The organism is Pseudomonas sp. GD04091 (genome assembly GCF_029836165.1).
Classification (GTDB): domain Bacteria; phylum Pseudomonadota; class Gammaproteobacteria; order Pseudomonadales; family Pseudomonadaceae; genus Aquipseudomonas.
In genome coordinates this window covers 304,133-327,918 of sequence record NZ_JAOEBG010000005.1, presented here as the reverse complement: position 1 = coordinate 327,918, position 23,786 = coordinate 304,133, and the positions used below count along the sequence as shown (strand labels likewise).

Annotated in this window: 21 protein-coding genes and 1 pseudogene; 12 read left to right on the top strand and 10 right to left on the bottom strand. The window is 58.1% G+C overall.

The window, feature by feature from the left end; genetic code table 11:
* On the bottom strand, positions 1-865 hold an 865-nt coding region (locus tag N7422_RS09630), incomplete at its 3' end, for an ATP-binding protein (RefSeq protein ID WP_279806300.1).
* Between the two features lie 190 nt (positions 866-1,055).
* Between N7422_RS09630 and N7422_RS09625 the strand changes: the two genes are divergently transcribed.
* Together N7422_RS09625 and tnpC are read left to right on the top strand one after the other, a co-directional pair.
* Positions 1,056-4,073 carry a Tn3-like element ISPa42 family transposase gene (locus N7422_RS09625; RefSeq protein ID WP_023662990.1) on the top strand — a complete coding sequence of 1,006 codons (3,018 nt, stop codon included), beginning with the start codon at positions 1,056-1,058 and terminating at the stop codon, positions 4,071-4,073.
* On the top strand, positions 4,073-4,435 hold the full coding sequence (gene tnpC, locus N7422_RS09620) for a Tn3 family transposase post-transcriptional regulator TnpC (protein WP_004374622.1): 363 nt from the start codon (positions 4,073-4,075) through the stop codon (positions 4,433-4,435). The genes N7422_RS09625 and tnpC overlap by 1 nt, the downstream gene beginning before the upstream one ends.
* A 29-nt stretch (positions 4,436-4,464) precedes the next feature.
* Here the strand turns inward: tnpC and N7422_RS09615 are convergent, their stop codons facing one another.
* A complete protein-coding gene (locus tag N7422_RS09615; protein ID WP_004574342.1) occupies positions 4,465-5,319 on the bottom strand; it encodes a sterol desaturase family protein in 855 nt (284 codons plus the stop codon).
* Positions 5,320-5,392: 73 nt separating this feature from the next.
* Positions 5,393-6,127 (bottom strand): helix-turn-helix domain-containing protein, encoded by a 735-nt coding sequence (locus tag N7422_RS09610; RefSeq protein WP_004574341.1) that lies wholly within the window; start codon positions 6,125-6,127, stop codon positions 5,393-5,395.
* 705 nt (positions 6,128-6,832) lie between these two features.
* Here N7422_RS09610 and N7422_RS09605 point away from each other — a divergent pair.
* The 5 genes and pseudogenes from N7422_RS09605 to N7422_RS09585 all read left to right on the top strand — a co-directional run bounded on the left by N7422_RS09605 (position 6,833) and on the right by N7422_RS09585 (position 14,659).
* Positions 6,833-8,095, top strand: a complete 1,263-nt coding sequence (locus N7422_RS09605) for a TolC family protein (RefSeq protein ID WP_004574340.1) — start codon at positions 6,833-6,835, stop codon at positions 8,093-8,095.
* Positions 8,092-9,552 carry an efflux RND transporter periplasmic adaptor subunit gene (locus N7422_RS09600; RefSeq protein WP_004374629.1) on the top strand — a complete coding sequence of 487 codons (1,461 nt, stop codon included), beginning with the start codon at positions 8,092-8,094 and terminating at the stop codon, positions 9,550-9,552. The genes N7422_RS09605 and N7422_RS09600 overlap by 4 nt, the downstream gene beginning before the upstream one ends.
* On the top strand, positions 9,549-12,698 hold the full coding sequence (locus tag N7422_RS09595) for an efflux RND transporter permease subunit (RefSeq protein WP_004374632.1): 3,150 nt from the start codon (positions 9,549-9,551) through the stop codon (positions 12,696-12,698). The genes N7422_RS09600 and N7422_RS09595 overlap by 4 nt, the downstream gene beginning before the upstream one ends.
* Before the next feature lie 145 nt (positions 12,699-12,843).
* Positions 12,844-13,176, top strand: coding sequence for a DUF2790 domain-containing protein (locus N7422_RS09590; protein WP_004574339.1), 333 nt, complete (start codon positions 12,844-12,846; stop codon positions 13,174-13,176).
* A gap of 157 nt (positions 13,177-13,333) precedes the next feature.
* A pseudogene (locus tag N7422_RS09585) lies at positions 13,334-14,659 on the top strand (OprD family porin).
* Positions 14,660-14,836: 177 nt separating this feature from the next.
* On the opposite strand, the gene N7422_RS09580 reads toward N7422_RS09585, so the two are convergent.
* From N7422_RS09580 to N7422_RS09555, 6 genes are all read right to left on the bottom strand, one after another.
* Positions 14,837-15,280 (bottom strand): DUF411 domain-containing protein, encoded by a 444-nt coding sequence (locus tag N7422_RS09580; protein WP_004574337.1) that lies wholly within the window; start codon positions 15,278-15,280, stop codon positions 14,837-14,839.
* The gene (locus N7422_RS09575) at positions 15,270-16,112 is read right to left on the bottom strand and encodes a cytochrome c (RefSeq protein ID WP_023662988.1); all 843 of its coding nucleotides are present in this window, start codon (positions 16,110-16,112) and stop codon (positions 15,270-15,272) included. Before N7422_RS09575 ends, N7422_RS09580 begins: the two co-directional genes overlap by 11 nt.
* A 9-nt stretch (positions 16,113-16,121) precedes the next feature.
* Positions 16,122-17,213, bottom strand: a complete 1,092-nt coding sequence (locus N7422_RS09570) for a copper resistance protein B (protein ID WP_023662987.1) — start codon at positions 17,211-17,213, stop codon at positions 16,122-16,124.
* Positions 17,203-17,514, bottom strand: a complete 312-nt coding sequence (locus N7422_RS09565; protein WP_003246749.1) for a hypothetical protein — start codon at positions 17,512-17,514, stop codon at positions 17,203-17,205. The genes N7422_RS09570 and N7422_RS09565 overlap by 11 nt, the downstream gene beginning before the upstream one ends.
* Positions 17,515-17,526: 12 nt before the next feature.
* A complete protein-coding gene (locus N7422_RS09560) occupies positions 17,527-19,359 on the bottom strand; it encodes a copper resistance system multicopper oxidase (protein ID WP_004574334.1) in 1,833 nt (610 codons plus the stop codon).
* Positions 19,360-19,552: 193 nt separating this feature from the next.
* Positions 19,553-19,759 carry a co-regulatory protein PtrA N-terminal domain-containing protein gene (locus N7422_RS09555; RefSeq protein ID WP_003139535.1) on the bottom strand — a complete coding sequence of 69 codons (207 nt, stop codon included), beginning with the start codon at positions 19,757-19,759 and terminating at the stop codon, positions 19,553-19,555.
* Positions 19,760-19,898: 139 nt separating this feature from the next.
* Here N7422_RS09555 and N7422_RS09550 point away from each other — a divergent pair, with 139 nt between their 5' ends.
* The 5 genes from N7422_RS09550 to N7422_RS09530 all read left to right on the top strand — a co-directional run bounded on the left by N7422_RS09550 (position 19,899) and on the right by N7422_RS09530 (position 23,517).
* Positions 19,899-20,879 carry an IS5-like element ISPa41 family transposase gene (locus N7422_RS09550; RefSeq protein ID WP_023662985.1) on the top strand — a complete coding sequence of 327 codons (981 nt, stop codon included), beginning with the start codon at positions 19,899-19,901 and terminating at the stop codon, positions 20,877-20,879.
* 342 nt (positions 20,880-21,221) lie between these two features.
* Positions 21,222-21,482 (top strand): membrane protein, encoded by a 261-nt coding sequence (locus tag N7422_RS09545; protein WP_004577564.1) that lies wholly within the window; start codon positions 21,222-21,224, stop codon positions 21,480-21,482.
* A gap of 44 nt (positions 21,483-21,526) precedes the next feature.
* Positions 21,527-22,363, top strand: coding sequence for a DUF692 domain-containing protein (locus N7422_RS09540; protein WP_003139536.1), 837 nt, complete (start codon positions 21,527-21,529; stop codon positions 22,361-22,363).
* Positions 22,360-23,151, top strand: a complete 792-nt coding sequence (locus tag N7422_RS09535) for a DNA-binding domain-containing protein (protein ID WP_004577565.1) — start codon at positions 22,360-22,362, stop codon at positions 23,149-23,151. Before N7422_RS09540 ends, N7422_RS09535 begins: the two co-directional genes overlap by 4 nt.
* A 51-nt stretch (positions 23,152-23,202) precedes the next feature.
* Positions 23,203-23,517: a hypothetical protein gene (locus N7422_RS09530; RefSeq protein ID WP_003139538.1), complete on the top strand. Its 315-nt coding sequence runs from the start codon at positions 23,203-23,205 to the stop codon at positions 23,515-23,517.
* 19 nt (positions 23,518-23,536) lie between these two features.
* Here N7422_RS09530 and N7422_RS09525 read toward each other — a convergent pair whose 3' ends face one another.
* Complete coding sequence (locus tag N7422_RS09525) at positions 23,537-23,737, bottom strand: heavy-metal-associated domain-containing protein (protein WP_003139539.1); 201 nt, start codon at positions 23,735-23,737, stop codon at positions 23,537-23,539.
* Positions 23,738-23,786 lie beyond the last annotated feature (49 nt).

Here is a 23,786-nt window from a genome sequence, read left to right as displayed (position 1 = left end):
GTTTGACCATCACCAACCCAATGCCCAAACCACCTTGCTTGGTCGTTGTGAATGGCTGAAAGAGCCTTTTGCGTTGTGATACCGACATCCCGCTACCGGTGTCGGCGATCGCGATGGTCAGTTTCGGTTCGGAGGAATGTCTGAGCACTTCGATGGTGAGAAGGCCCCCTTTTGGCATTGCCTCAAGAGCGTTGGAGAACAGGCTGTTCAGGACCTGCAGGAGCAGGAGGCGCTGGCTCAGAACCGCTGGCTGGTCATTGGCTGCTACAAGTTCAACTTCAACGCCGCTACTGCGGATTTGCGACTGGAAAGAAGCCAAAGACTCTTCTACCACGGCCATGGGATCAACGTTTTCGCTGGCTCCGGCTGATGGGCCGGATGTCACAAGGAGGTCGCGGACCCATTGCGACATGCGATCAACCTGATTGATCACGTCATTCAGGTTACGTTGCAGCCCATCGGGTGCCATCGCCTGCATGAGCTCCGCACTCGATCGAATACTCGCCAGAGGATTACGCAGACTATGGGCAACAGCGGAAGACATCTCACCCATCGCGACTAGCGTTTCATTTTCGATAATCTGCTTTTGCTGGGCGATGAGAAGGCCTGCCGCTTTCCGCACGACCCGGTACAAAGCCAGGTAGATCAGCGCTCCCCCAATCGAAGTGGCCAGCCACATCAACAAATAGCCGCGCTGCGTTCTGGCGATCAGATCCGAGGGCTCCTTGTAAATTTCAATAAGGGCAACCGCTTCGCCAGAAGCATTGAGCATGGGAATGTAGTTTTCAATGAACAGCCCTTGTGGAGGCCTTGGGAAGTTCTGCTCCTCTCTTTCAGGTACCGCACTGTGATAGGTCGCGAACACACGCTTTCTGGTTGCGAAGGAACGGGCCAGTTCCTCGTCATCCCATATTGGGGTCATGCCGAGATAAAGGAAAATTAGGACATAGGGGTCCTATCGTATTGATATAAAAAGAATTCTATTTGGTCTGTTTGTCTCGCCTGCCTCATGCTCGTAAGCGTCTATGCTGATCTATTTACATGGGGGCTGAGCGATGGCGGCTTTGGAGAGAACGGCATATCCACGACTAGCAACTACCCTCAGTGCTAAGGATTTACACCGCAACTATTCGCTTTCCGCAGGAGAGCTTGACTGGATTTCCAGGGCAGCTCGTAGCCCTGCCCTTTCCCTTGGGCTGGCAGTCCAGCTCAAGGTATTCCAAGAGCTCCATTACTTTCCTCCCCTAGACGAGATACCTCCAGAAATTACTGATCACATCAGGAATACCCTCGGTTTTGGCCCTCGTATCACTTCCCGCTACACCAACCCGCGTACTTTTTATAGGCATCAGGCGGCCATTCGTGAGTACCTCCAGATCAAGGCTTTCTATGGTAGTGAAGCGCTCACCATAGCTCTCCACCTTGCGCACGAATCTGCCGAGGTACTCGACCAGCGGGCGGATATCATCAATGTGCTGATCGGCGAGTTGCTGCAGCGCAGCTACGAACTCCCAGCCTATTCCACCCTCAATGACGCTGCTGAGGATGCCTTAGTTGCAATGCAGGAGCGGCTATTCAATCTCGTTGTGACCAGGGCGCCAATTGAGGCGGTCTACAAACTGAAAGAACTGCTCGAAACGGATTTCGGGCGACGCCAAAGTGACTTCAACGCCCTCAAACAGGCACCCAAGAAACCATCCCGCAAACACTTGGATGTGCTGATAGATCACATGGCTTGGCTCGAGAGCTTTGGGAATCTAGATGTCATTTTTGATGGAATCGTCGATACCAAAATCCGCCACTTCGCTGCCCAAGCTGCGGCGTCGGACGTCGCCGAGCTTAAGGACTGTTCGCTGCCGAAGCGTTACACGCTGATGCTTGCCCTGATATATCGGATGCGCGTACGGACTCGCGATCACCTAGCCGAGATGTTCATCCGGCGAATCTCTACGATTCACAAACGCGCCAAGGAAGAACTGGAGCACATCCAAGCACGGCAACGTCAGAAACTGGAGCAACTGGCGGCCACCCTGGACGGTGTGGTGCAGATTTTGGTTCATGAACCGGATGACCAAGAGGCAGGCAGCCTGATTCGGGAATACCTCTCCCCCGACGGCAACCTGGAACGGTTGCGCGAAACCTGTGCCGAAGTCCAGGCTACCGGCGGTAATAACTACCTGCCGTTGATCTGGAAGCATTTCAGGTCCCATCGCTCGCTGTTGTTCCGTCTCAGCCACCTTCTCCAACTGGAGCCCACGACTCAGGATAGGTCGCTGGTTCAGGCACTTCAACTGATACAGGACAGCGAGAATTTGCACCGCGAGTGGATCGACGAGCACGTCGACTTGTCGTTTGCGTCGGAGCGCTGGGTCAAGGTCGTTCGTCGTCCTGCCAGTGAGGGGCCACCGACCAACCGGCGCTATCTGGAAGTTTGCGTATTCTCCTACCTGGCCAACGAACTGCGATCCGGTGACATGTGCGTACAAGGGTCGGAATCCTTCGCCGACTATCGCAAGCAGTTGCTACCCTGGGAGGAATGTCTCCAGCGACTCCCGGCCTACTGCGAAAAAATGGAACTGCCTGGCACGGCAAAGGAGTTTGTTGCCTCCCTCAAGACCCAGTTGGAGGAAACCGCGCAGCAACTGGATGACAAATTCCCCTCTTGCCGAGGGGACGTATCGATCAACGAAGCCGGCGAACCGGTATTGCGCCGAGTGACGGCGCGCGACATCCCGCCATCGGCCATCTCGCTACAGACGGCCCTCATGCAACGCATGCCGGCCAGGCACGTACTCGACATCATGGCCAACATCGAGCACTGGATTCAGTTCACTCGACATTTCGGGCCGATGTCCGGCAACGAGCCAAAGCTCAAAGAACCTGCCGAGCGCTACCTGATGACGATCTTCGCCATGGGTTGCAACCTCGGCCCCAGCCAGGCCGCGCGGCATCTGGCCGGTAATGTCACCCCGCACATGCTTTCCTATACCAATCGCCGTCACCTCTCGCTGGAGAAACTGGACAAGGCTAACCGCGAGCTGGTGGAACTCTACCTGCAGCTCGATCTGCCCAAACTCTGGGGCGATGGCAAGGCGGTGGCTGCGGACGGCACCCAGTTCGACTTCTATGACGACAACCTGCTGGCCGGCTACCACTTCCGCTACCGCAAGATGGGAGCCGTGGCCTATCGGCATGTGGCCAACAACTACATCGCTGTATTCCAGCACTTCATCCCCCCGGGCATCTGGGAGGCAATTTATGTAATCGAGGGGCTGCTCAAGGCCGATCTCAGCGTCGAAGCTGATACGGTGTATTCCGATACCCAGGGCCAGTCGGCCACGGTGTTCGCCTTCACTCATCTGCTTGGCATCAACCTCATGCCACGCATCCGCAATTGGCGCGACCTGGTGATGTGCCGGCCGGATCGCGGCGCTGCGTATAAGCATATCAACCGCCTGTTCACCGACACCGCCGACTGGCACCTGATTGAAACCCATTGGCAGGATTTGATGCAGGTCGCGCTATCGATCCAGGCGGGCAAAATCTCCTCGCCTATGTTGCTGCGAAAACTCGGTTCCTACAGCCGGCGTAACAAGCTCTACCACGCGGCACAGGCACTGGGCAGCGTGATCCGTACGATCTTCCTGCTCAACTGGATCGGCAGTCGCGAGTTGCGCCAGGAGGTTACCGCGAACACCAACAAGATCGAGTCCTACAACGGATTCTCCAAGTGGTTGTCCTTCGGCGGCGACGTGATCGCCGAGAACGATCCGGACGAGCAACAGAAGCGACTGCGCTACAACGACATGGTGGCCTCGTCGGTGATCCTGCAGAACACTGTGGACATGATGCGGATCCTGCAGAAATTGGCTCGCGAGGGCTGGCAGTTCTCCGATGAGGATGTGTCCTTCCTCAGCCCCTACCTGACCAGCAACGTCAAGCGTTTCGGCGAGTTCAACCTCAAGCTCAACCGGCCGCCGGAGCCCTGGATCAAAGACTCGGTGTTCCAGCAGGCAGCCGGGTCCATCCGCACTGGCAAGCTCGGTACTGCGGAAACCGAGGAGATGACCTGATGAACATTCCTCCTGCGTCATTTCGCGTCACGCCCTACGGCGAGGTAGATGCCGAGGCGCTGGAGCGTTTGCATGACGTCTACGACACCACCCAGTTGCTGTGTCTAGTCGATGGGCTGGATCTGCTGCTTAAGGATATGAACAACATCGGCGGCCTCAGGGATGGCCTCCTGCGGGTACATGCCATGGCGAAAACGGTGCTCGATGGTGCGGCACTATCGGTGTCTGTGACGGAAGGCGGCAGTATCTGGGAGGAAGCCGAGTCGCTTGATGAGGATCTGGTGGAACTGGGCAATTGGCTGGCCAGCGTCAGAGCTCAACTGAGGCCTTTGATTGAACTCATGCCGGCCGATCCTCATTAACCAACTAGTCGCCAGCAACACCGAGCAAGCTACTGGCTTCTGAACGGCTCAACAAGTTGACCCACATAGCCTGTCGGATAGTTCCGGTCACGCAGTCCTACTTCGGCGCTGCCGGGCTTGCTTGCGCTGTCATAGAAGGTTCCAAGCAACTGATCCCACACCAGCAAGAACTCACCGAAATTGACCTGAGCATCCTCGAAGTCGCGGTTGTGATGCCAGCGGTGTGTTTCTGCAACACCGATGACGCGCCGTAGCCAGCCCAACGAGTAGTCCAGATTTGAGTGTTGAAAGGCCAAATGTACCGTCAGGATGCCGAACCAGGTGGCCACGAGTGCAGAAGGAGTGCCCATCGAAAAGAGCACGAGCAGCCCAGGCCCTGCCATGATAGCGGCATGCAACGGGTGCCGGCGCTCGCCGTTCATCCAGTAGAGCCGCTCAGCGCTGTGATGTGGCTCATGCAAACGCCACAGCCATGGAACCTGATGGCTGAAGCGGTGCATGGCGTACAAACTAAGGTCCAGCACGGCGGCGACAATGACTAGCTGAGCCCACAGCGGTAAATCTGTTGGGAAGACACGGAACTCTGCGGACACCCAATCGCCCAGCCGGGCCAGCACGGTCGCCGTAAACTGGATCACAGACAGGTTCACGACCATATGGATGATATCGGTAAGGGTATCCTGGTGGTCCTCCAACCAGTCGCCCCGGAAAGGCTGCACGCGTTCCAGCAACGCCACCAGCAGAATCCCTAGGGCGGCAATGATCGGCGTGCTGGGCCAATACGGAATACCCGTGTAGAGCAACCAGATCATCCAGGCTGCGGCCCCGCCAAAGATTGCTGGGTAGCTGAGCCAGCGGATCATGAACCTGAGTGAATTGCCCATCGTGAAGCCCTCCCTAAGATGACTCCACTTTGTGCCAATTACCTGTGCTGGCGCTTGAACGAAAAAGCTGAATTCAGCCTTTCAGACTGACATGACCCAAGGCAGACGACGGGTCGAGGCCAAACAGTTCGCGGAAGGTGCGGGAAAAGTGGGCCGCATCGGCGAATCCGGCAGCGTGGGCGGCCGCAGTCAGGTTGGCGCCGCTGGCGATATGCTGGAGCGCTATGACCAGGCGATTCCATTTCCGGTAGCTGCGCAGCGGCAGGCCGGTCTGTTCGACGAACCAATGTGAGAATCGGGTAGGCGACAGATGAACGCGCTTTGCCAACGCCTGCCTGCCACTAATCGGCTCTTTTAACGCAGCGAGGACCGATTGCAGTCGCGGATCGGAGGCCGGCGGAGTCGTAAGGTTGAGAGCAAGGCGCACCATTTCCCGAATTTGCTGGGCTGACGGATCGGAGCTGCTCAGCAATTTTCGCAGCGATGCTGTATCGCCCATCTGAATCGGAGTGATGCCCTCCCCGATGTTATCGGGAAGTGCTCGCGCCTCATCGGACAGCGCGTCGAGGTAGATCGACAACACTTCGTCAGCTTCGATCTGATGGGCCACCCCTGCCCTGATGCAGATGGCCCTTGCCGTCACCGACGAGGATGTACACTTCACCGTCAAGCGGCCGTTCAAGCTGACGGTAATTTGATGCGCCATGTGGCCATGCCAATCTTGGCTACCCGCCTGCCCCAGAAAAATGCCCAGCCCGGGTGAAATCCAGGCTCTGCCATGCCAGCCGATACCCTGCGTTGCGTTCATTCAGCGGCACCTCAGGGTTCCACATCCAGCTGCATTTTGTGCACTAATGAGCTTTATAGCTAATTATAGAGTGATTATAGAATCCTCTTTGGCCTGAACTCTATCGCTTGCTCGATTGAAATCTCACCCGCTACAAAATCAGCTCCCCCTTTGAGATTAGACACTCTATTTGATCCAAATCAACGAAGTGCTGTTATCGTCAAAAGGAGCGCTCATGCCTCGAGGCAATCTGCTATAGTCGCCCTATAGCCCCGCTTGGTGAATTGCTGTGCGTCGGATTGGATTGATCCTGGTAATGATTGCTAGCCTCGTGCTGCCGACCTTCGGCGGTATGGCTTTCAGCATGCCGGCACAACCTTGCCCGATGCAGAGCGCCGATCATCAGGGCCATGCAACGGCCGATGCTCCGTGCTGCGAGCAAATGGACACGTCTGATGGGGTGGCCAATAAGTCTCCCTGCAAATCCGGCCAGGAATGCAAGACCGGAGGACTTCTCCAGACCAATGTGATCAAGAGCATATCCCCTCTTCCCTCACGCTCCGAAATATTGCTGACACAGTCGGTGATTAAGCGAGAGCCAGCAGGACTCTGGCGCCCTCCTCGTTTCGTCTAATGCAGTGATCATCCCGCGCCTTACAGTCAGGCGCATCGTCGCGGCCACGTTTCGTAGCTGCGACCTCGATCAATCGCATTGGAGGCGAAAGCATGTCCGCTTTCCTTTTTCCACGCCGTGGCTATCTCGGTGTGTTGGCTGCCGCATTCTGGGCAGCTCCCTGGCTTGCCGCGCAGGCGCAGCCCCTAACCTTCGAACGAGCCCAAGCTCTGGCCGAGCAGAGTGCCCCTGAGAACCTCGCGCGCCAGGCGCAGGTGGCTTCGGCACAACAGGCTGTAGGGCCCGCAGACGCCCTGCCCGATCCCAAGCTGATTCTAGGCATCGACAACCTGCCGATCGAAGGCCCTGACCGTTACACACTTAATCGTGACTCCATGACCATGCGCCGCATTGGGCTCATGCAGGAAGTCCCCAACAGTGACAAGCGTCAGGCTCGGCGCCAGGTGGCCGAGGCTTCAGTTGTCCGAGCCGAGGCCGAGCAGCGTGCCATGCAGTTGGAGATCAAGCGCCAGACAGCAGTGAGCTGGCTGGACGTGTACTACGCCGAACGCAGTGTTGGCCTCTTCGATCAACTGGACCGTCAGATCGAGATGCTCCGCTCGACCGTGCAATCGCTGATTGCCGGCGGTAGTGCTCAGCCTGGCGAGCTGTTGCAGGCCGACCAGGAAGCTTTGGCGTTACAAGATCGGCGAGATGAACTGAATCGCGATGTGGCAGTAGCTCGTGCCAAGCTGCGCCGCTGGATAGGCAACGAGGCTGACCAGCCTTTGCAAGGAGGTGTTCCCAATCTGAACCTGGTGGTACCGCACCTGCAGCAACGCATTGCCTCACACCCTGAGTTGCGCGCTGCCTCCGCCCGAGTCGGCGAGGCTAGCGCCGAGCTGAACGAGGCCATCGCCGAGAAGACCCCCGACTGGGGTGTTGAGTTTGCCTACAACAATCGCGACAACCAATTCGGCGATATGGTGATGGTGCAATTTACCTTCGACCTGCCGTTGTTCGTAGGCACACGTCAGGGGCCCAAGATCAACGCCAGACAACAAAGCGTGTCGCAGATGGAAGCCGAGCAGGAAGCATTACTGCGCGCCCATCAGGCTGAGCTGGAAGGCGGTATTGCCGAGCTTGAGCAACTGCGCAGGACCTTGTCACGCACCGAAAAAACCTTGATCCCGCTTGCAAGCAAACGTGCCGATCTCGAACTTGCCGCTTACCAGGCCGGCAACAGCCAGCTGACATCCGTCCTCACCGCCCAGCGCGACCTGATCGAGGCTCAGCTACGGCAGATTGAACAGCAGCGCAAGCTGAGCCAGCTCTCCGCAAGCCTGTACTACGCCTATGTGGAGGGACTGAAATGAAGATATCGGCATTTGGTTTTGCGGTCGCCTTGCTGGCCGTGGGCATTGGCGCGGCGGGCGGTGGCTACTGGCTGGCCCAGCGGCAAGCCAAACACGAGATCCTGCCTAGCTCCGCACCGACGGACGAGCGCAAGGTGCTCTATTGGTACGACCCGATGCAGCCTGAGCAGCGCTTCGATAAGCCGGGCAAGTCACCTTTCATGGATATGGAACTTGTCCCTAAATACGCAGGATCCGAGCAGGATCCGTCTGTTCTGAGCATCCCCGCTCAAGCCGTGCAGAACCTCGGAATGCGAACCTCGATGGTGATCCGAGGTGTACTGCCCTCGGATATCGAGGCGGTGGGTTCCCTGGCCTATAACCAGCGAGAAGTGGCGAACCTCCAGGCCCGCGCCGGCGGATTCGTCGAGCGGGTTTACGGTCGCGCCCCGGGCGATGTGCTGCCTGCCGGAGCCCCCCTGGTCGACCTGCTGATTCCCGAATGGTCCGCCGCGCAGTTGGAGTTCCTGGCGGTACTGCGTACCGCTGACACTCGCTTGATAAGTGCGGCCCAAGAGCGCCTGCGCCTGCTTGGCATGCCTCAAACGTTGATCGAGCAGGTCCGCCGCAGCGGCAGACCACGGGCGGTGCAAACCCTCACCACACCTATCAGCGGCGAGCTCCAAGCCTTGCAGGTACGCGCCGGGATGACCGTCGAAGCCGGGCAGGATCTGGCGTTGATTAACGGGCTATCCAGTGTCTGGCTCGATGCGGCGATACCCGAGGCCATGGCCGGAAGTATCCAGGTCGGGGACGAGATCCGCGCCAACCTGACGGCCTTTCCTGATCGACCGCTGCTGGGCCGCGTCATAGCCTTGCTGCCGAGTGCCGATCCGCAAACACGCACGCTCACGGTACGCAGCGAGCTACCCAACCCTGCCGGTAAGTTGCGCCCCGGCATGTTCGCCGCCGTACGCCTGAACAGTGCCGTCGAACAATCCACGCTTCTTGTGCCGAGTGAAGCCGTGATTCGCACCGGGAAGCGTGCGTTGGTGATGCTGGTAGAAGGCGATGGGCGCTACCGCCCCCTGGAAATAACCTTGGGCCGCGAGGCTGATGGGCGTCTGGAGGTGTTGTCCGGTCTTGAGGAGGGTCAGGCGGTCGTTACCTCCGGCCAGTTCCTCATCGATTCGGAGGCCAGCCTACAGGGTGTCATGGCCAGCCATGCCGAGCAGGACAATAAGAAGGAACTACATGAGGCCCATGGTGTGATTCGTGCTCTGGACGCGGAGTCAGTCACCCTGGAGCACGGGCCCTTCGAGAGCCTGAATATGCCAGGTATGACCATGGCTTTTCCATTGGTCAGCTCAGAAGTAGCTGTGGGACTTAAGCCAGGAGATCACGTACGTATCGGCGCCCGCCAGAAAAACTCCGGCCTGATGATCGAGCAGCTCAGCAAGGAAGGAGACCAGCCATGATCGCACGCCTGATCCACTGGTCTATCGGCAATCGCTTTCTGGTGCTGCTGGCGACCCTGTTCATCACCGCCCTGGGCATCTGGTCGCTGCGCAACACGCCGTTGGATGCACTGCCGGATCTGTCCGACACCCAGGTCATCATCCGCACAAGCTTCCCCGGGCAGGCACCGCAGATTGTCGAGAACCAGGTGACCTACCCGCTGGCCACCACCATGCTCTCGGTGCCGGGGGCGAAGACAGTGCGCGGCTACTCGTTCTTCGGCGACTCCTTCGTTTATGTGCTGTTCGAGGACGATACCGACCTCTACTGGGCACGCTCGCGGGTGCTGGAGTACCTCAACCAGGCGCAGGAACGCCTGCCCGAGGGTGTTACCACCACCCTTGGGCCGGATGCCACCGGCGTGGGCTGGATCTACCAGTACGCCTTGGTCGACCGCAGCGGCCAGCATGATCTTGCCCAGCTGCGGGCACTGCAGGACTGGTTCCTTAAGTACGAACTCAAGGGCCTGCCCAACGTAGCCGAAGTGGCCACCCTCGGCGGCATGGTCAAGCAATACCAAGTGCTGCTCGATCCCCAGAAGCTGGTGGCTTATGGGGTAACTCAGCAGGAGGTCGAAGCGGCGCTGAAGAGCGCCAATCAGGAAACCGGCGGCGCCATCCTGGAGCTGGCAGAGCGCGAGTACATGGTCCGGGCTTCAGGCTATCTAGAGAGCCTGGCGGATTTCCGCAATGTGCCGCTGCGGGCTTCGGCCAGCGGAGTTCCGGTGCTGCTGGGTCAGGTGGCCACCATTCAGCTGGGGCCAGAGATGCGTCGTGGCATTGCCGAGCTGGATGGCCAGGGTGAAGTTGTAGGTGGCGTGGTCATCTTGCGCTCCGGAAAGAATGCCCGCGATACCATCGCCGCGGTGAAGACCAAGCTGGACAGCCTGAAGGGCAGCTTGCCGGCCGGCGTCGAGGTGGTCACCACCTATGACCGTTCGCAATTGATCGACCGCGCCATCGATAACCTCAGCTACAAGCTGCTGGAAGAGTTCGCGGTGGTTGCCCTGGTTTGCCTGATCTTCCTCTGGCACCTGCGCTCGTCGCTGGTCGCGATCATCACCCTGCCCCTGGGCATCCTGATGGCCTTCATCGTCATGCGCTACCAGGGCGTCAATGCCAACATCATGTCGCTCGGCGGGATCGCAATCGCCATCGGCGCCATGGTCGATGCCGCCGTGGTGATGATCGAGAACGCGCACAAGCACATCGAGGCCTGGAAGGCTCGACACCCCGGTGAACCGCTTCAGGGCGAGGCGCACTGGCGGGTGATCGGCGAAGCTGCGGCCGAGGTCGGGCCGGCGCTGTTCTTCAGCCTTTTGATCATCACCCTGTCTTTCCTCCCGGTCTTCACCCTGGAGGCCCAGGAGGGTCGCCTGTTTGGCCCGCTGGCATTCACCAAGACCTATGCCATGGCTGCCGCTGCTGGCCTCTCGATCACCTTGGTACCGGTGCTGATGGGCTATTGGATTCGTGGGCATATCCCCAGCGAACAACAGAACCCCTTGAATCGTTGGCTGATCGGTGCATACCGGCCGGTGCTGGAGTGGGTGCTGGCTTGGCCTAAGGTGACCCTAGCGCTGGCCTTGCTAGTGTTTTTGTCCAGTCTCTGGCCCCTCAGCAGACTCGGAGGAGAGTTTCTACCGCCGATGGACGAGGGCGACCTGTTGTACATGCCATCAGCCCTGCCCGGCTTGCCGGCCAGCAAGGCCACCCAGCTGCTGCAGCAAACCAACCGGATGATCCTCACGGTGCCCGAAGTGGCACGGGTATTCGGCAAGGCCGGGCGAGCAGAGACCGCCACCGATCCAGCACCGCTGGAAATGTTCGAGACCACGGTGCAGTTCAAACCACGCGATCAATGGCGCGCGGGGATGACACCCGAAAAGCTGATCGAGGAACTGGATCGCGCGGTAAAAGTTCCGGGGCTGTCCAATATCTGGGTGCCGCCCATCCGCAACCGCATCGACATGCTGGCGACGGGGATCAAGAGCCCCATTGGGGTGAAAGTGTCCGGAACCTCCTTGGTCGACATCGAGCGCATAACGCGCGATATCGAGGCCGTGGCCAAAGAGGTGCCTGGGGTGAGTTCGGCCTTGGCAGAACGCCTTACTGGCGGCCGTTACGTGGACATCCAGATCGATCGACTGGCCGCGGCGCGCTATGGCCTGAGCATCGCCGATGTGCAGGCGGTGGTATCGGGCGCCATCGGCGGCAGCAATATTGGTGAGACGGTTGAAGGACTGGCCCGCTTCCCGATCAACCTGCGCTATCCCAAGGAGTGGCGAGACAGTCCGCAGGCACTACGGCGTATGCCGATCCTCACGCAAGCCGGCCAGCAGATCACCTTGGGCACCGTCGCCCAGGTTAGTCTGACCGAAGGGCCGCCAATGCTGCGCAGCGAGAACGGGCGTCTGTCCGGTTGGGTCTATGTCGATGTCCGTGGGCGCGACCTGGCATCGACCGTGCGCGAGTTGCAGCAACGCGTAGCTGAGCAGGTACAACTCGATGCTGGCATGACCGTCTCCTACTCCGGTCAGTTCGAGTTCCTGGAGCGCGCCAATGCACGGCTGGCCTGGGTGGTACCGGCGACCTTGTTGATCATCTTCGTGCTGCTTTACCTGACCTTCAGCCGCTTCGGTGAGGCCCTACTGATCATGGCAACCCTGCCCTTCGCCCTATCGGGCGGCATCTGGCTGCTCTACTGGTTCGGCTTCAACCTGTCGGTTGCCACTGGGGTCGGCTTTATCGCCTTGGCCGGCGTCTCGGCGGAATTTGGGGTGATCATGCTGCTGTACCTGAAGAATGCCTGGCATGCACGTATGGATGCCGGGCGCAGCGGTGACCCGGCACTACTGGAGGCAATTCGTGAAGGCGCAGTGCTGCGCGTGCGGCCCAAGGTGATGACGGTGGCCGTGATCATCGCCGGCCTGTTGCCAATCCTCTGGGGCGGAGGTGCCGGATCTGAAGTGATGAAGCGCATCGCCGCGCCCATGGTCGGCGGCATGATTACCGCGCCGCTGATGTCCATGTTGGTTTTGCCGGCCGCGTACTGGCTGATGCGAAGGCAGCGTACACAGAAGGTTCGCGCACCGCAGGAGCTATAGCTTTACAAACCCGGGCAAGCCACGCGCCAAGCTGACTCGCCCGGGTAACGCGGCAGGAAGCATTACGGCGATGTAACTTTGACTTCATTTTTATGACAGGTTGAGCGGATATATTTTAATCACCACTTTGAAGGAGTGATTAAACATGAAAAGCCTCAAAGTTATTGCAGCCCTTGCCGCTATGGTTGTTTCCTCTGCCACTCTGGCAGAAGGCGGCGCTGATCGTGTTTATGGTCGGATGATTCAGGCCAATGAGCAGGCCATGCAAGAGTATGCTGCCGCTAACGGAAAGAATCCGCCTGAAGTTATTCATTACCGCTACGGCATGAAACTCGATATCGCCAGGGTCGTGGCCACTACCCCGACGGACTCTAGCTGCGGTGTGATGCCGGCCCAGATGACCTACGAGGACTCCAATGGCGATCTGAATATTCTTGAATACCGGGCAGCCGGGACAGGTTGCCGTAATCAAAACTAGATAAATGACATCGCGCTGACTGAAATGTAATTTCCAAGTCACCCTGACGTTATTTGGCATGTGGAAATATGACCAAGGCGTGCCTGGCTATGCCCGGCGCGCTTGGCACATATATGCGACCACACAATGACAACTGCCAATAACATCAGGAGCATTTATGAATAACAGAACCCTGTTAGGACTTTCTCTGCTCACTCTGAGCGTCAGTACCGGGCAAGCTGCGATGGCCGCCGGCGAGAAAGGCTAGGGATTTATCGAAGGCAGCAGCCTGACCATTCTCAATCGAAATCTCTACTTCAACCGCGATTTCCGTAAAGGCCAGTCCAGCAGCTCGGGTAATGGCTATTCGGAAGAGTGGGCGCATGGCGTGATAGGCAGATTCGAGTCTGGTTTCACCGAGGGCACCATAGGCTTTGGTGTCGATGCCTTTGCCATGCTAGGGCTCAAGCTTGACACCGGCGACGGCCGTTCTGGAGCAGGCGGCTCAGTCGACGTGATGCCTTACAACAGCCTCGGGCAGGCTGAGGACAACTACTCAAAACTGGGGGGCGCGGTGAAAACTCGGTTCATGGATACCGAGATCAAGGTAGGCGACGTCTTTCCTGTCAGCCCTGTCGTCCAATACGGTGATGCGCGGCTTTTACCGGAGAGTTTCCGAGGTATCACCGTGCTCAACAGCAGCGTGGAAGGACTGTCGCTTCAAGGCGGTCGCCTCCACTCGATGAGCCAACCCAATACCAGCAGCATGCGCGACGGCTTCGCTACCTTCTACGCAGGCGAAGTGGACTCGCCATGGATCGCCTATTTCGGTGGTGATTACACGCTTAATGACAACGTCGGCTTTAGTCTCTACACCAGCCGCCTCAAGGATGCCTGGAATCAATATTACGCGGGCACCACGCTGAGCTACCCGCTTGCGGACGATGTCGCCTTGATCGGCGGGCTGAACTACTACAAGGCGGTCGATGAAGGGAAGCAGCTCCTCGGGAGCTTCGATAACAACATCTGGAGCGGCAAGGTCGGCATCCAATTCGGCGCTCACACAGTACTGGTGGGTCTCCAGCGCAACAATGGCGATGATGACTTCGATTACTTGCGCCAATCGGACTCCATCTACCTCGACAACTCCATCCAGTACAGCGACTTCAACTCGCCGAAGGAGAAGTCATGGCAAGTGCGCTACGACCTGGATATGGAGTCTTTCGGTGTGCCTGGGTTGAGCTTCATGACTCGATATGCCCAGGGCTGGGATGCCGACTACAGCAAGGCCAACGAAGTCTATATGCGCCGTGATGACAACGGCGATCCGTTGACCAACCAGAAGCGCTGGGAGCGGGACATCGAGGCCAAGTACGTTGTGCAGACTGGATCACTGAAGGATATGTCTTTCCGTGTTCGCCAAATGACCACTCGCGCGACCGATTACGAGTCGGATCTGGATGAAGTCCGCCTGATTGTCGAGTACCCGCTGGAAGTTCTCTAACCCTGGCAAGCGGGCGGGTTGATTGCCCGCTCGCGCCTTGGTCCTGCTGTCCCCTCGTAGTGCTCCTTTGGTTTGGAGACAGCCCTTGGCGCCCTCGGGCGCCTTTTTTACTTAGGTTAAATGGCGTATGAAAAAGAGTCGGCCACTACACACAAGCGGCCGTGCTGGCAGGCAGTACTACTGAGCGGGATATTCTGCAACGACCTGATCAGACCCCGCCTTGGTCAAGCCAATGACCTGGTAGGCATGCTGTACGCCATCGACTTCCATACCGGGGGAGCCCGCCGGCATCCCGGGAACAGCGATGCCCACGAGATCATCGCGCTTGGTGAGCTCGATGACCTGAGCCGCCGGCACATGACCTTCGACGAACTTGCCGTCAATCACCGCGGTGTGACAAGACGCCAACCGCGGCGCAACGCCCAGACTTTGCTTCACTGCCGACATGTTGCTTTCGACATGGTCGACGACTTTGAAGCCATTCGCTTCGAGGTGTGAGATCCACTTCTTGCAACATCCGCAATTAGCATCACGATGGACATCAATCGTCAGGGCATCAGCGGCTTGAACTCCAGTTGTGACGGAGAGAGCGGCCAGCAAGGCCAGATATTTAGCTTTCATGCACGTGCTCTTTGCCATCGGCGTGGGTGTGGGTCTTGGGCGAGGCATTCGGAGTTTGCTCGGAATGATGGTCTCCGCCGCTTGGGGCGGCCTCATCCCCGGCATGGTGATCATCGCCACTCATGTCCGAATGGTGACCTGCCTCAGGTGCGGAGCCACCCTCGCTATCAGTAGCCGCGGCATCGTGATGGCCAGGCTCTCCGGCATCACCTGTTCCATGATGGTCTTCGCCACCGCCGCTATTGCCATGATGGCCAGGCTTGTTGTCGCCGTGCTGACCTTCATGATTGTGCATTTGCGTTTCCCCACCACCATGCTGATGGCCGCCACTGGATGCGACGAGTGCTTGGTATTGCTTGGCATCCATCGTCGGCAATTGGTCAATGAAGGCAACCATGCCCCAGATGTACTCATCGCCCATGCTCTTGCCCCACGCAGGCATACCCGTTGCCTTGATGCCATGCTTGATCACCCAGAACGCTGCTGACGGATTGCCATCGACACCGATCTTGGCGAGGTTGGGAGGCGCAGGGTAAAGCGATTGGCTTAGCTCGGTCTCCGCCACACCTGGCGCCAAATGACAGCCGATACACATGGAGTTGTAGTTGCCCGCACCGGCGCGAATAAGAGCTTGATCATCCAGGTTGGGAACCTCGATGTCCTGCGAACGGACTTCGATAGAGCGGTCGCGGGCCATCGTGAGAAACGCATGCACTGCAGGAAAATGGGGATCATCGGCCCCCACGTTGACCACGCCAAAGTAGGCGCCGGCCAGGACAGCTGTGCTACCGACCACGCCGGCCGCCACCAAAGTTTTAATTGTTCTTTTCATGTCAGGTTCTCAAAACCACATCCGGATACCGGCGACAAAACGCGCCTCGTCTACATCACCGCCCTCGTCGCGCACCATGTCTGCCGTGTTGCCATAGGAGCGGCTCCAGGAAACCCCGACATAGGGAGCAAACTGTCTGACAATCTCGTAACGCAGACGCAAGCCGAGCTCGGTATTTGCCAACCCAGACCCCACACCTCGCTCAGGATCGTTCTTGCCGTAGAAGTTCATTTCGGCAGTTGGCTGGAGAATCAGCCGGTTGGTCAGCAGAATGTCGTACTCGCCCTCCAGTCGGGCAGCAGTTTGGCCATTCTCGCCGACGAAGGCCGTGGCTTCGGCCTCAAAGGCGTAAAGCGCCATGCCCTGGATACCGAAGGCAGCCCAAGTCTGCGGCGACTCCGGTTTAAAGTCCTGGCGAACGCCCGCGACGACATCCCACCAAGGGCCGATCGAGCGGCCGTACAGCAGCTGTAATTCAGCGTCCTCGGTAACGCCGTTGGTACGCTCGCCTTCGGAGCGGAACCAGACCCGGTTGATATCACCGCCTACCCAACCCGACGCATCCCAGGCCAGGGTGCTGCCCTCATCTGCGTCTTGGTATTCGAGCTGATCGAGCAGGAAAAAGCTGTTGATGGCGCTGTCATGCACCTTGTGGCCAGGCAGTGGCGGGAAAGCCGCTTGGCGATCAGCATCCGTCAGAACGGGAATCGGCGTACGACTGGTAGTTCTCGGGGCTTCAGCGGAGCCATGGTTCATCTTCGAATGATCCATGCCCTCCATCTGTCCCTGCATGGTGCCGTGTCCCATCTTGCTGTGGTCCATGGCTGGGGCCTTCTCTTGGCTCTGGCTGTGGCCCATCTGGCTATGGTCCATGCTGCCCGATTCGCTCTGCATGGCACCATGATCCATCTTGCTGTGATCCATGCCCACCATCGGCGCTTTGGCGGAACCGTGGCCCATCTGGCTGTGGTCCATCGACATGGAGCCGTGCCCCATTGCCGAATGATCCATTTCTTCCGCAGCCTGGGTAACGCCGCCGCTGAGTGCACTCAGCGACACGGCCAGCGCTATGAGGGACGGGCGTGAAAACCTAGTGGTCATGGTTCGAACCTGCTTCGGCTTCGGTGCCGCCATGCTTATCCATCATCTTCTCGTGCCCCATATCGTCATGGTTCATACCCTCATGATCCATGGCGCCATGATCCATCTGATGGCCAGCGGCCTTGCCTTTCGATTGATCTGCAGGCTTGTCACTGGCGTCGGGCGCAGCCGACTCGGCAGCATGTTGTTCGTGCTCGCTGTGCCCCTCACCTGCCAATGACGTCGGCGCGTGCAGAACAGCCAAAAGACTGAACATCGCTGCGCTGCCAAACAGGGCATTACGCTTCATAAAAGTACTCATCAGAAATCTCCTTTACTCATCCACACGGACTTCACGGAACATGCCCATTTCCATGTGGAGCAACAGGTGGCAGTGATAGGCCCAACGCCCCAACGCATCGGCGGTCACCCGATAGCTGCGCTTGGAACCTGGCGGCATGTCGATGGTGTGTTTACGCACCAGGAAATTGCCGTTCGCATCCTCCAGATCACTCCACATGCCATGAAGATGGATCGGGTGAGTCATCATGGTGTCGTTGACCAGCGTGATGCGAACACGCTCGCCGTACTTGAGGCGCAGAGGCTCGGCGTCAGAGAACTTGATTCCATCGAAGGACCAGGAGAATTTCTCCATATGCCCGGTGAGGTGCAGCTCGATGGTGCGACTTGGCTCACGCCCGTCCGGATCAGGGAAGGTGCTGCGCAGGTCAGAGTAAGTCAGGACGCGCCGGCCGTTATCACGCAGGCCGATACCTGGGTCGTCCAGCTTGTGCGTCGGCGTCATGGTCTGCATGTCGACCAAAGGATTGTTGGTCTCTGAGGCCGGGTGTGCCTGCATGTTGCCAGCCATGCCAGCCATGCCAGCCATGCCAGCCATGCCAGCCATGTTTGAATGATCCATTCCGGCCATCTGGCTGTGATCCATACCAGCCATGCCACCCTGCATGCTGCCATGATCCATTCCCGCCATATTGCCCTGATCCATCCCGGCCATGCTCCCATGATCCATGCCGCCCATGCTGCCGTGGTCCATGCCCATGTCACCCATGGCAATCAGTGGGCGCGGGTCAGGGCTTGGTACCGGTGCACTCAACCCTTCCTGTACCGCAAGGGTGCCGCGCGCATAGCCAGTGCGATCCATGGATTGAGCAAAGACGGTGTAGGCTTGCTCGCTATCGGGCTCGACTATCACGTCGTAGGTCTCGGCTACGGCGACACGGAACTCATCGACGCTGACTGGTTTGACGTGCTGGCCATCGGCCGCGACTACCGTCATCTTCAGGCCGGGGATACGCACATCGAAGTACGTCATGGCCGAGGCATTGATAAAACGCAGACGAATCTTCTCGCCCGGTTTGAATATGCCGGTCCAGTTGCCATCAGGTGCCTGGCCGTTCATCAGGTAGGTGTAGGTGTAGCCACTGACGTCGGCGAGATCAGTCGGGCTCATCTTCATTTCGGCCCACATCTTACGGTCGGCTACGGCGGCGGACCAACCCATCTCGCTTACGTCATCGATGAAGTCACCAACGGTGCGTTTGTGCTGGTTGTAGTAGTCCGACTGTTTCTTGAGCTTGGCCAGTACCCGCGTTGGATTTTCATCCGTCCAGTCGCTCAGCAACACGACGTAATCACGGTCGTAACTGAAGGGCTCGGGCTCCTTGGCATCGATGACCAGCGCACCGTATACGCCGACCTGCTCCTGGAGCCCAGAATGGCTGTGATACCAGTAGGTGCCGTTCTGGTTGACCTTGAACTTGTACTCATACATGCCATCAGGGGCGATGCCATGGAAGCTCAGGCCAGGAACGCCATCCATGTTCGCCGGCAGGATGATGCCGTGCCAATGGATGGAGGTGTCCTCCTTGAGGCGGTTGCGCACGCGCAATGTGACGGTATCGCCTTCGCGCCAACGAAGAATCGGCCCAGGGAGCGAGCCGTTGATGGTCATGGCCGTGCGCGCTGCGCCGGTGATGTTCACCGGGGTTTCACCGATGAATAGGTCGAATTCGTTACCAGTCAGTACGTTGGGCTGGCCGGGGCTGTTCACCGCCCAGACCGGCGTGCGCCACAGGCCAAGTCCGCCGATAATACCGGTGGCTGCCAGGCCTTTGACGAAGGTGCGCCTTGTGGTTTTGCTTTGCATGCCGTTTTGTCCAATCCGTCAAATGAGCCGGTGATGGTGTGCCCGGTCTCGGGTTCATGGCTGCTTCAATGTCGGGTATTTACCCCTCAACTTTCCACGTCGGTGCATTGCACAAGCCTTACCGACGATGAGCAGTATGAAACTGCCATATCCCAACCATCCGGGTGATTACATTTCTGTAAGGTAGATGACTTCAGCAGTTGGTGTGCTCTGCTTGCTCGGTTGGACTGCTGGCTACAGGAGCCTCAACTTTCTGCTGCTGGGCCACCCGGTAGGCCTCCAGAGACGTCTGGCGTGCCTGCTCCATGCGCGCGAAGGTTCGGTCAGCACCACCTTCAGCCATTGCCAAGCTGGAGATGCTCAGAGCAGTAACTACAAGCAGAGCTTTGATCGATTTCATTTTGGGTATTCCTCGTAAGTTAAGTGGTCCCTGCAACTGCAGAGGCCGAGCTTTAGGCTCGATGTCACGTTAACTAAGGAATCTCCGAACAAGCCTTCAGTTATGCGAGAATCCCCGCAACACCTGATCCGAGCCGCCCATGAGCCAGATGAGCTTTTCCGACTTTGAGTACGCCGGCAAGCGCAAGCAAACCCGCCGAGAGCGCTTCCTCGCCGAAATGGATCAGGTGGTGCCCTGGGCAGGCCTGCTGGAGCTGATCGAACCGTTCTACCCCAAGGCCGGCGGCGGTAGCAAACCCTATCCTCTGGAAACCATGCTGCGCATCCATCTGTTGCAGAACTGGTTCTCCCTGAGCGACCCGGCCATGGAAGAAGCGCTCTACGAAATCACGCCCATGCGCCAGTTCGCACTCCTGACGCTGAGCGCGCCAATCCCCGAAGACACCACGATCATGAACTTCCGGCACTTGCTGGAGAAGCATCAGCTCGCACCGGCAATCCTTGCGGTCATCAATGGTTATCTGCAGGAAAAAGGCCTGTCGCTGCGCCAAGGCACCATCGTCGATGCCACCATTATTCATGCCCCCAGCTCGACCAAAAATAAAGAAGGCAAGCGTGATCCCGAGATGCACCAGACCAAGAAAGGCGGTCAGTATTTCTTCGGGATGAAGGCGCACATCGGTGCCGATGTCGAGTCCGGCCTGGTGCATCACGTCCATGGCACCGCTGCCAATGTGGCCGATGTCACGCAGGTGGCTGAACTGCTGCATGGCGAAGAAAACGCCGTGTATGCAGATGCCGGTTACACCGGTGTCGAAAGGCGCGAAGAGCATGAAAATCGGGGGGTGATCTGGCAGATTGCAGCGCGTCGCAGCACCTATTCCAAGCTGAACCAGCGCAGCGTACTGTACAAAGCCAAGCGCAAGATCGAGTTCTGCAAGGCTCAGACACGGGCCAAGGTCGAGCATCCGTTTCGCGTGATCAAGCGGCAGTTTGGTTACGTGAAAGTACGTTTTCGTGGGCTGATGAAAAACACGGCTCAGTTGACCACGCTGTTCGCCCTGGCAAACCTGTGGAGGGTTCGAAAACAGCTCATGGGTATGGGTGAGGTTCGCGTTTAACACGGAGAACCGGTCGAAAAAGCTCTCCGTACATGATTTTTCGGTCACTTTTCGTCCAATGACGCTGTAGGTGCCTGGAAAATTGCAACTTGCCGCGGCTGCACGACAAGTTGATCGGAGCATCCCTAAGAGGGCCTGTCAGCAACCTGAGCCGAACATTACAGTTCTGTCAGGTTGCTATTTCTTTCTTGTAGCCCATCCAGAAGGCTCGGTACTGTCTTTCATGCCCTCATAAAGCCTTGCGAATTTCTTGAGAGGGCATGCTCGGCAGCGATGCCTAAGCTACTCAGGGTCATTCGCACCCGCGGATAAGACCACCAACAATTAAGAGAGATTGTCACTATGTCGAATAAATCCAACGTCGCTACCGGTGCCGCTCTGGCTCTCGTGGCCGCCAGCCTGTTTGCTACCCTGCCTGTCCAGGCCGCCCAGGACACCAAAGCAGCTGAAGTGAAGTGCTTCGGCGTCAACGGTTGCAAGGGCCAGAACGACTGCATGACCGCCAAAAATGCCTGCAAAGGCCAGGGAGAATGTAAAGGCCAGGGTTTCAAGCTGATGACTCAGGCCAAGTGCGATGAGGCCGGTGGCAAGACCAGCGAATAATGCCGTTGCGGGGAGTGCCTGCCACTCCCCTGCTGGAGTCTTGAATGAGTAAGCGCAAAACACTGGGTTTCGGTCTTGGCCTTCGCAGTGAGTATTACCAGCAGATTCTTGAACAGCGACCTGCGGTCGACTGGTTTGAGATCATTTCCGAGAATTACCTGGTGGGCGGTGGCAAGGCCCTCTACTTTCTCGATGCGATTGGCGAGCAATACCCGTTGGTGATGCACGGAGTATCGCTGTCGATCGGCGGTTCGCATAACCTGGACATGGGCTACCTACGACAGCTCAAGCAACTGGCGGACCGGGTACAGCCCCAGTGGGTTTCCGACCACTTGTGCTGGAGTCGCGGCAACGCCCATCAACTCCACGACCTGCTGCCGCTGCCGTTTACCCAAGAAAGCCTGCTGCATGTCGCCGCGCGGGTGCGTCTAGTGCAGGATGTTCTGGAACGTCCCATTGTGCTGGAGAACGTTTCTTCTTACGTGCAGTGGAAGACGTCCAGCATGAGCGAATCGCAGTTTCTCTCGGAACTGAGTTTCCTGACCGGTTGCGAATTGCTCCTTGACGTGAACAACGTCTACGTCAGCGCACGAAATCAGGATTTCGACCCATGGCAGTTCATCTTGGAATTGCCGCACGAGCGGATTCGTCAAATTCACCTGGCCGGGCATAGCGATTACGGGCAATACCTCATCGACACCCACGACCAGCCCATCGCTGACCCGGTTTGGGCGCTCTACAGCAAGACTTTGAGCTACTTGGGTCCAACGTCGACGTTGATCGAGCGGGATGATCATTTTCCACCGTTCGAGGATCTGTTATCCGAGTTGGAGCATGCCCGAGCTATCGCCAATGGCGTGATATCGAGGGCAACCCTTTGAGCCTAAGCGCCTTACAGACTGCATTTGAAACTTACCTGACAGATGGTGCCCTGCCCTCCAACGAGCTTTTGGAGCAAGTCCGGGGTTGCACTGCGCTGAGTGCCCTCGAAGGCCTGCGGATCTACCATAACGCCTATCGCTCGCGCCTGCTGGCGGTGCTGCGCGAGGATTTCCCGGCGCTGCAGCAATGGCTGGGAGAACAGTCGTTCGAGCAACTCGCACTGGCCTATATCGCCGCCTGGCCACCGCGGCATTTCAGCATTCGCTGGCTGGGTGAAAAGCTGCCCGAGTTCATTCGCAGCTACATTGCGGAACCTCAACTTTCACCGATGCGCGAACTCGCGGAGCTGGAGTGGGCTTTTACACTGGCTTTCGATGCTCAGGATGTCGAAGCGCTTTCACTGCAGGCCATCAGTGAGTTTTCGGCTGAAGACTGGGTTTCATTCAGGGTTTCCCTGACTCCATCTGCCAGATGGCTGCGATTGCAGTACAACACCCTGGCGCTGTGGAAGGCTGCCAAGTCTGGGGATCTGCTTCCCGTTGCCACCCAACCAGCCGGGAATCGAGACTGTCTGGTCTGGCGTCATAACCTCGTATGCCATTACCGAAGCCTGGAGCCAGAAGAGGCGTCAGCATTGCGGTTTTTCGTCGAGGGTGGATCGTTCGCCGAACTCTGCGAGTCATTGAGCGCAACACATGGAGAGCAAGCCCCCCTGCAGGCCGCAACTTGGTTGAAATTGTGGGTCAACGAAGGTTTGCTAAAGCTCAGGGCAACTATTCACGAATGACCCGGAACCTATAGGCTAGCGGCTTCTCTTTGGCCACTCCCGAGCGCGTCTATGACACACCGCATCATTCATTTCAAACAGCAAGCCTTGCTGGACCCAGAGACTTACCAGGCGATGCTGGCCGACGGCGTCGGTCATTGGGAGGCGCTTGTAGGAAAAGTCGTCGGAATAGAAGACGAGAAAAGCCACGAGTTCGCCGCATTGAAAAGCCTGTTCAAGCGAAAGCGCTACTCCTATGACACGCTGGAAATGCGCGAGCCAGGCGATCACTCAAACTGGCTTCGCGGCCGAGATGGGGATGAAGGTATTACTAACGAGGTCACCAGTATTCACGGGCTGAAAGAGCTCTCAGAACTGGAGATTTAGTCGGTCGGCAGGCCAGCGCTCAAGCGCTGACCTGGGCCGCATAACCAAGCTCCTGGATCAGCTCGCGGATCGATTCGGCACTTTCTGTGCTCTCTACAGTGACCTTGCCGGCTGCCCGATCCACCTCTACGCGTGCGTCCTGATCCAGCGTCTGGATGGCCTTCGTGATTTTGCTGACACAACTGCCACAACCCATACCCGAAACATTCAGGCTGAACATCTCTCTCACCTCATTTCGTCCGCGGCTCAAGTTACCGCACAGACAGCAT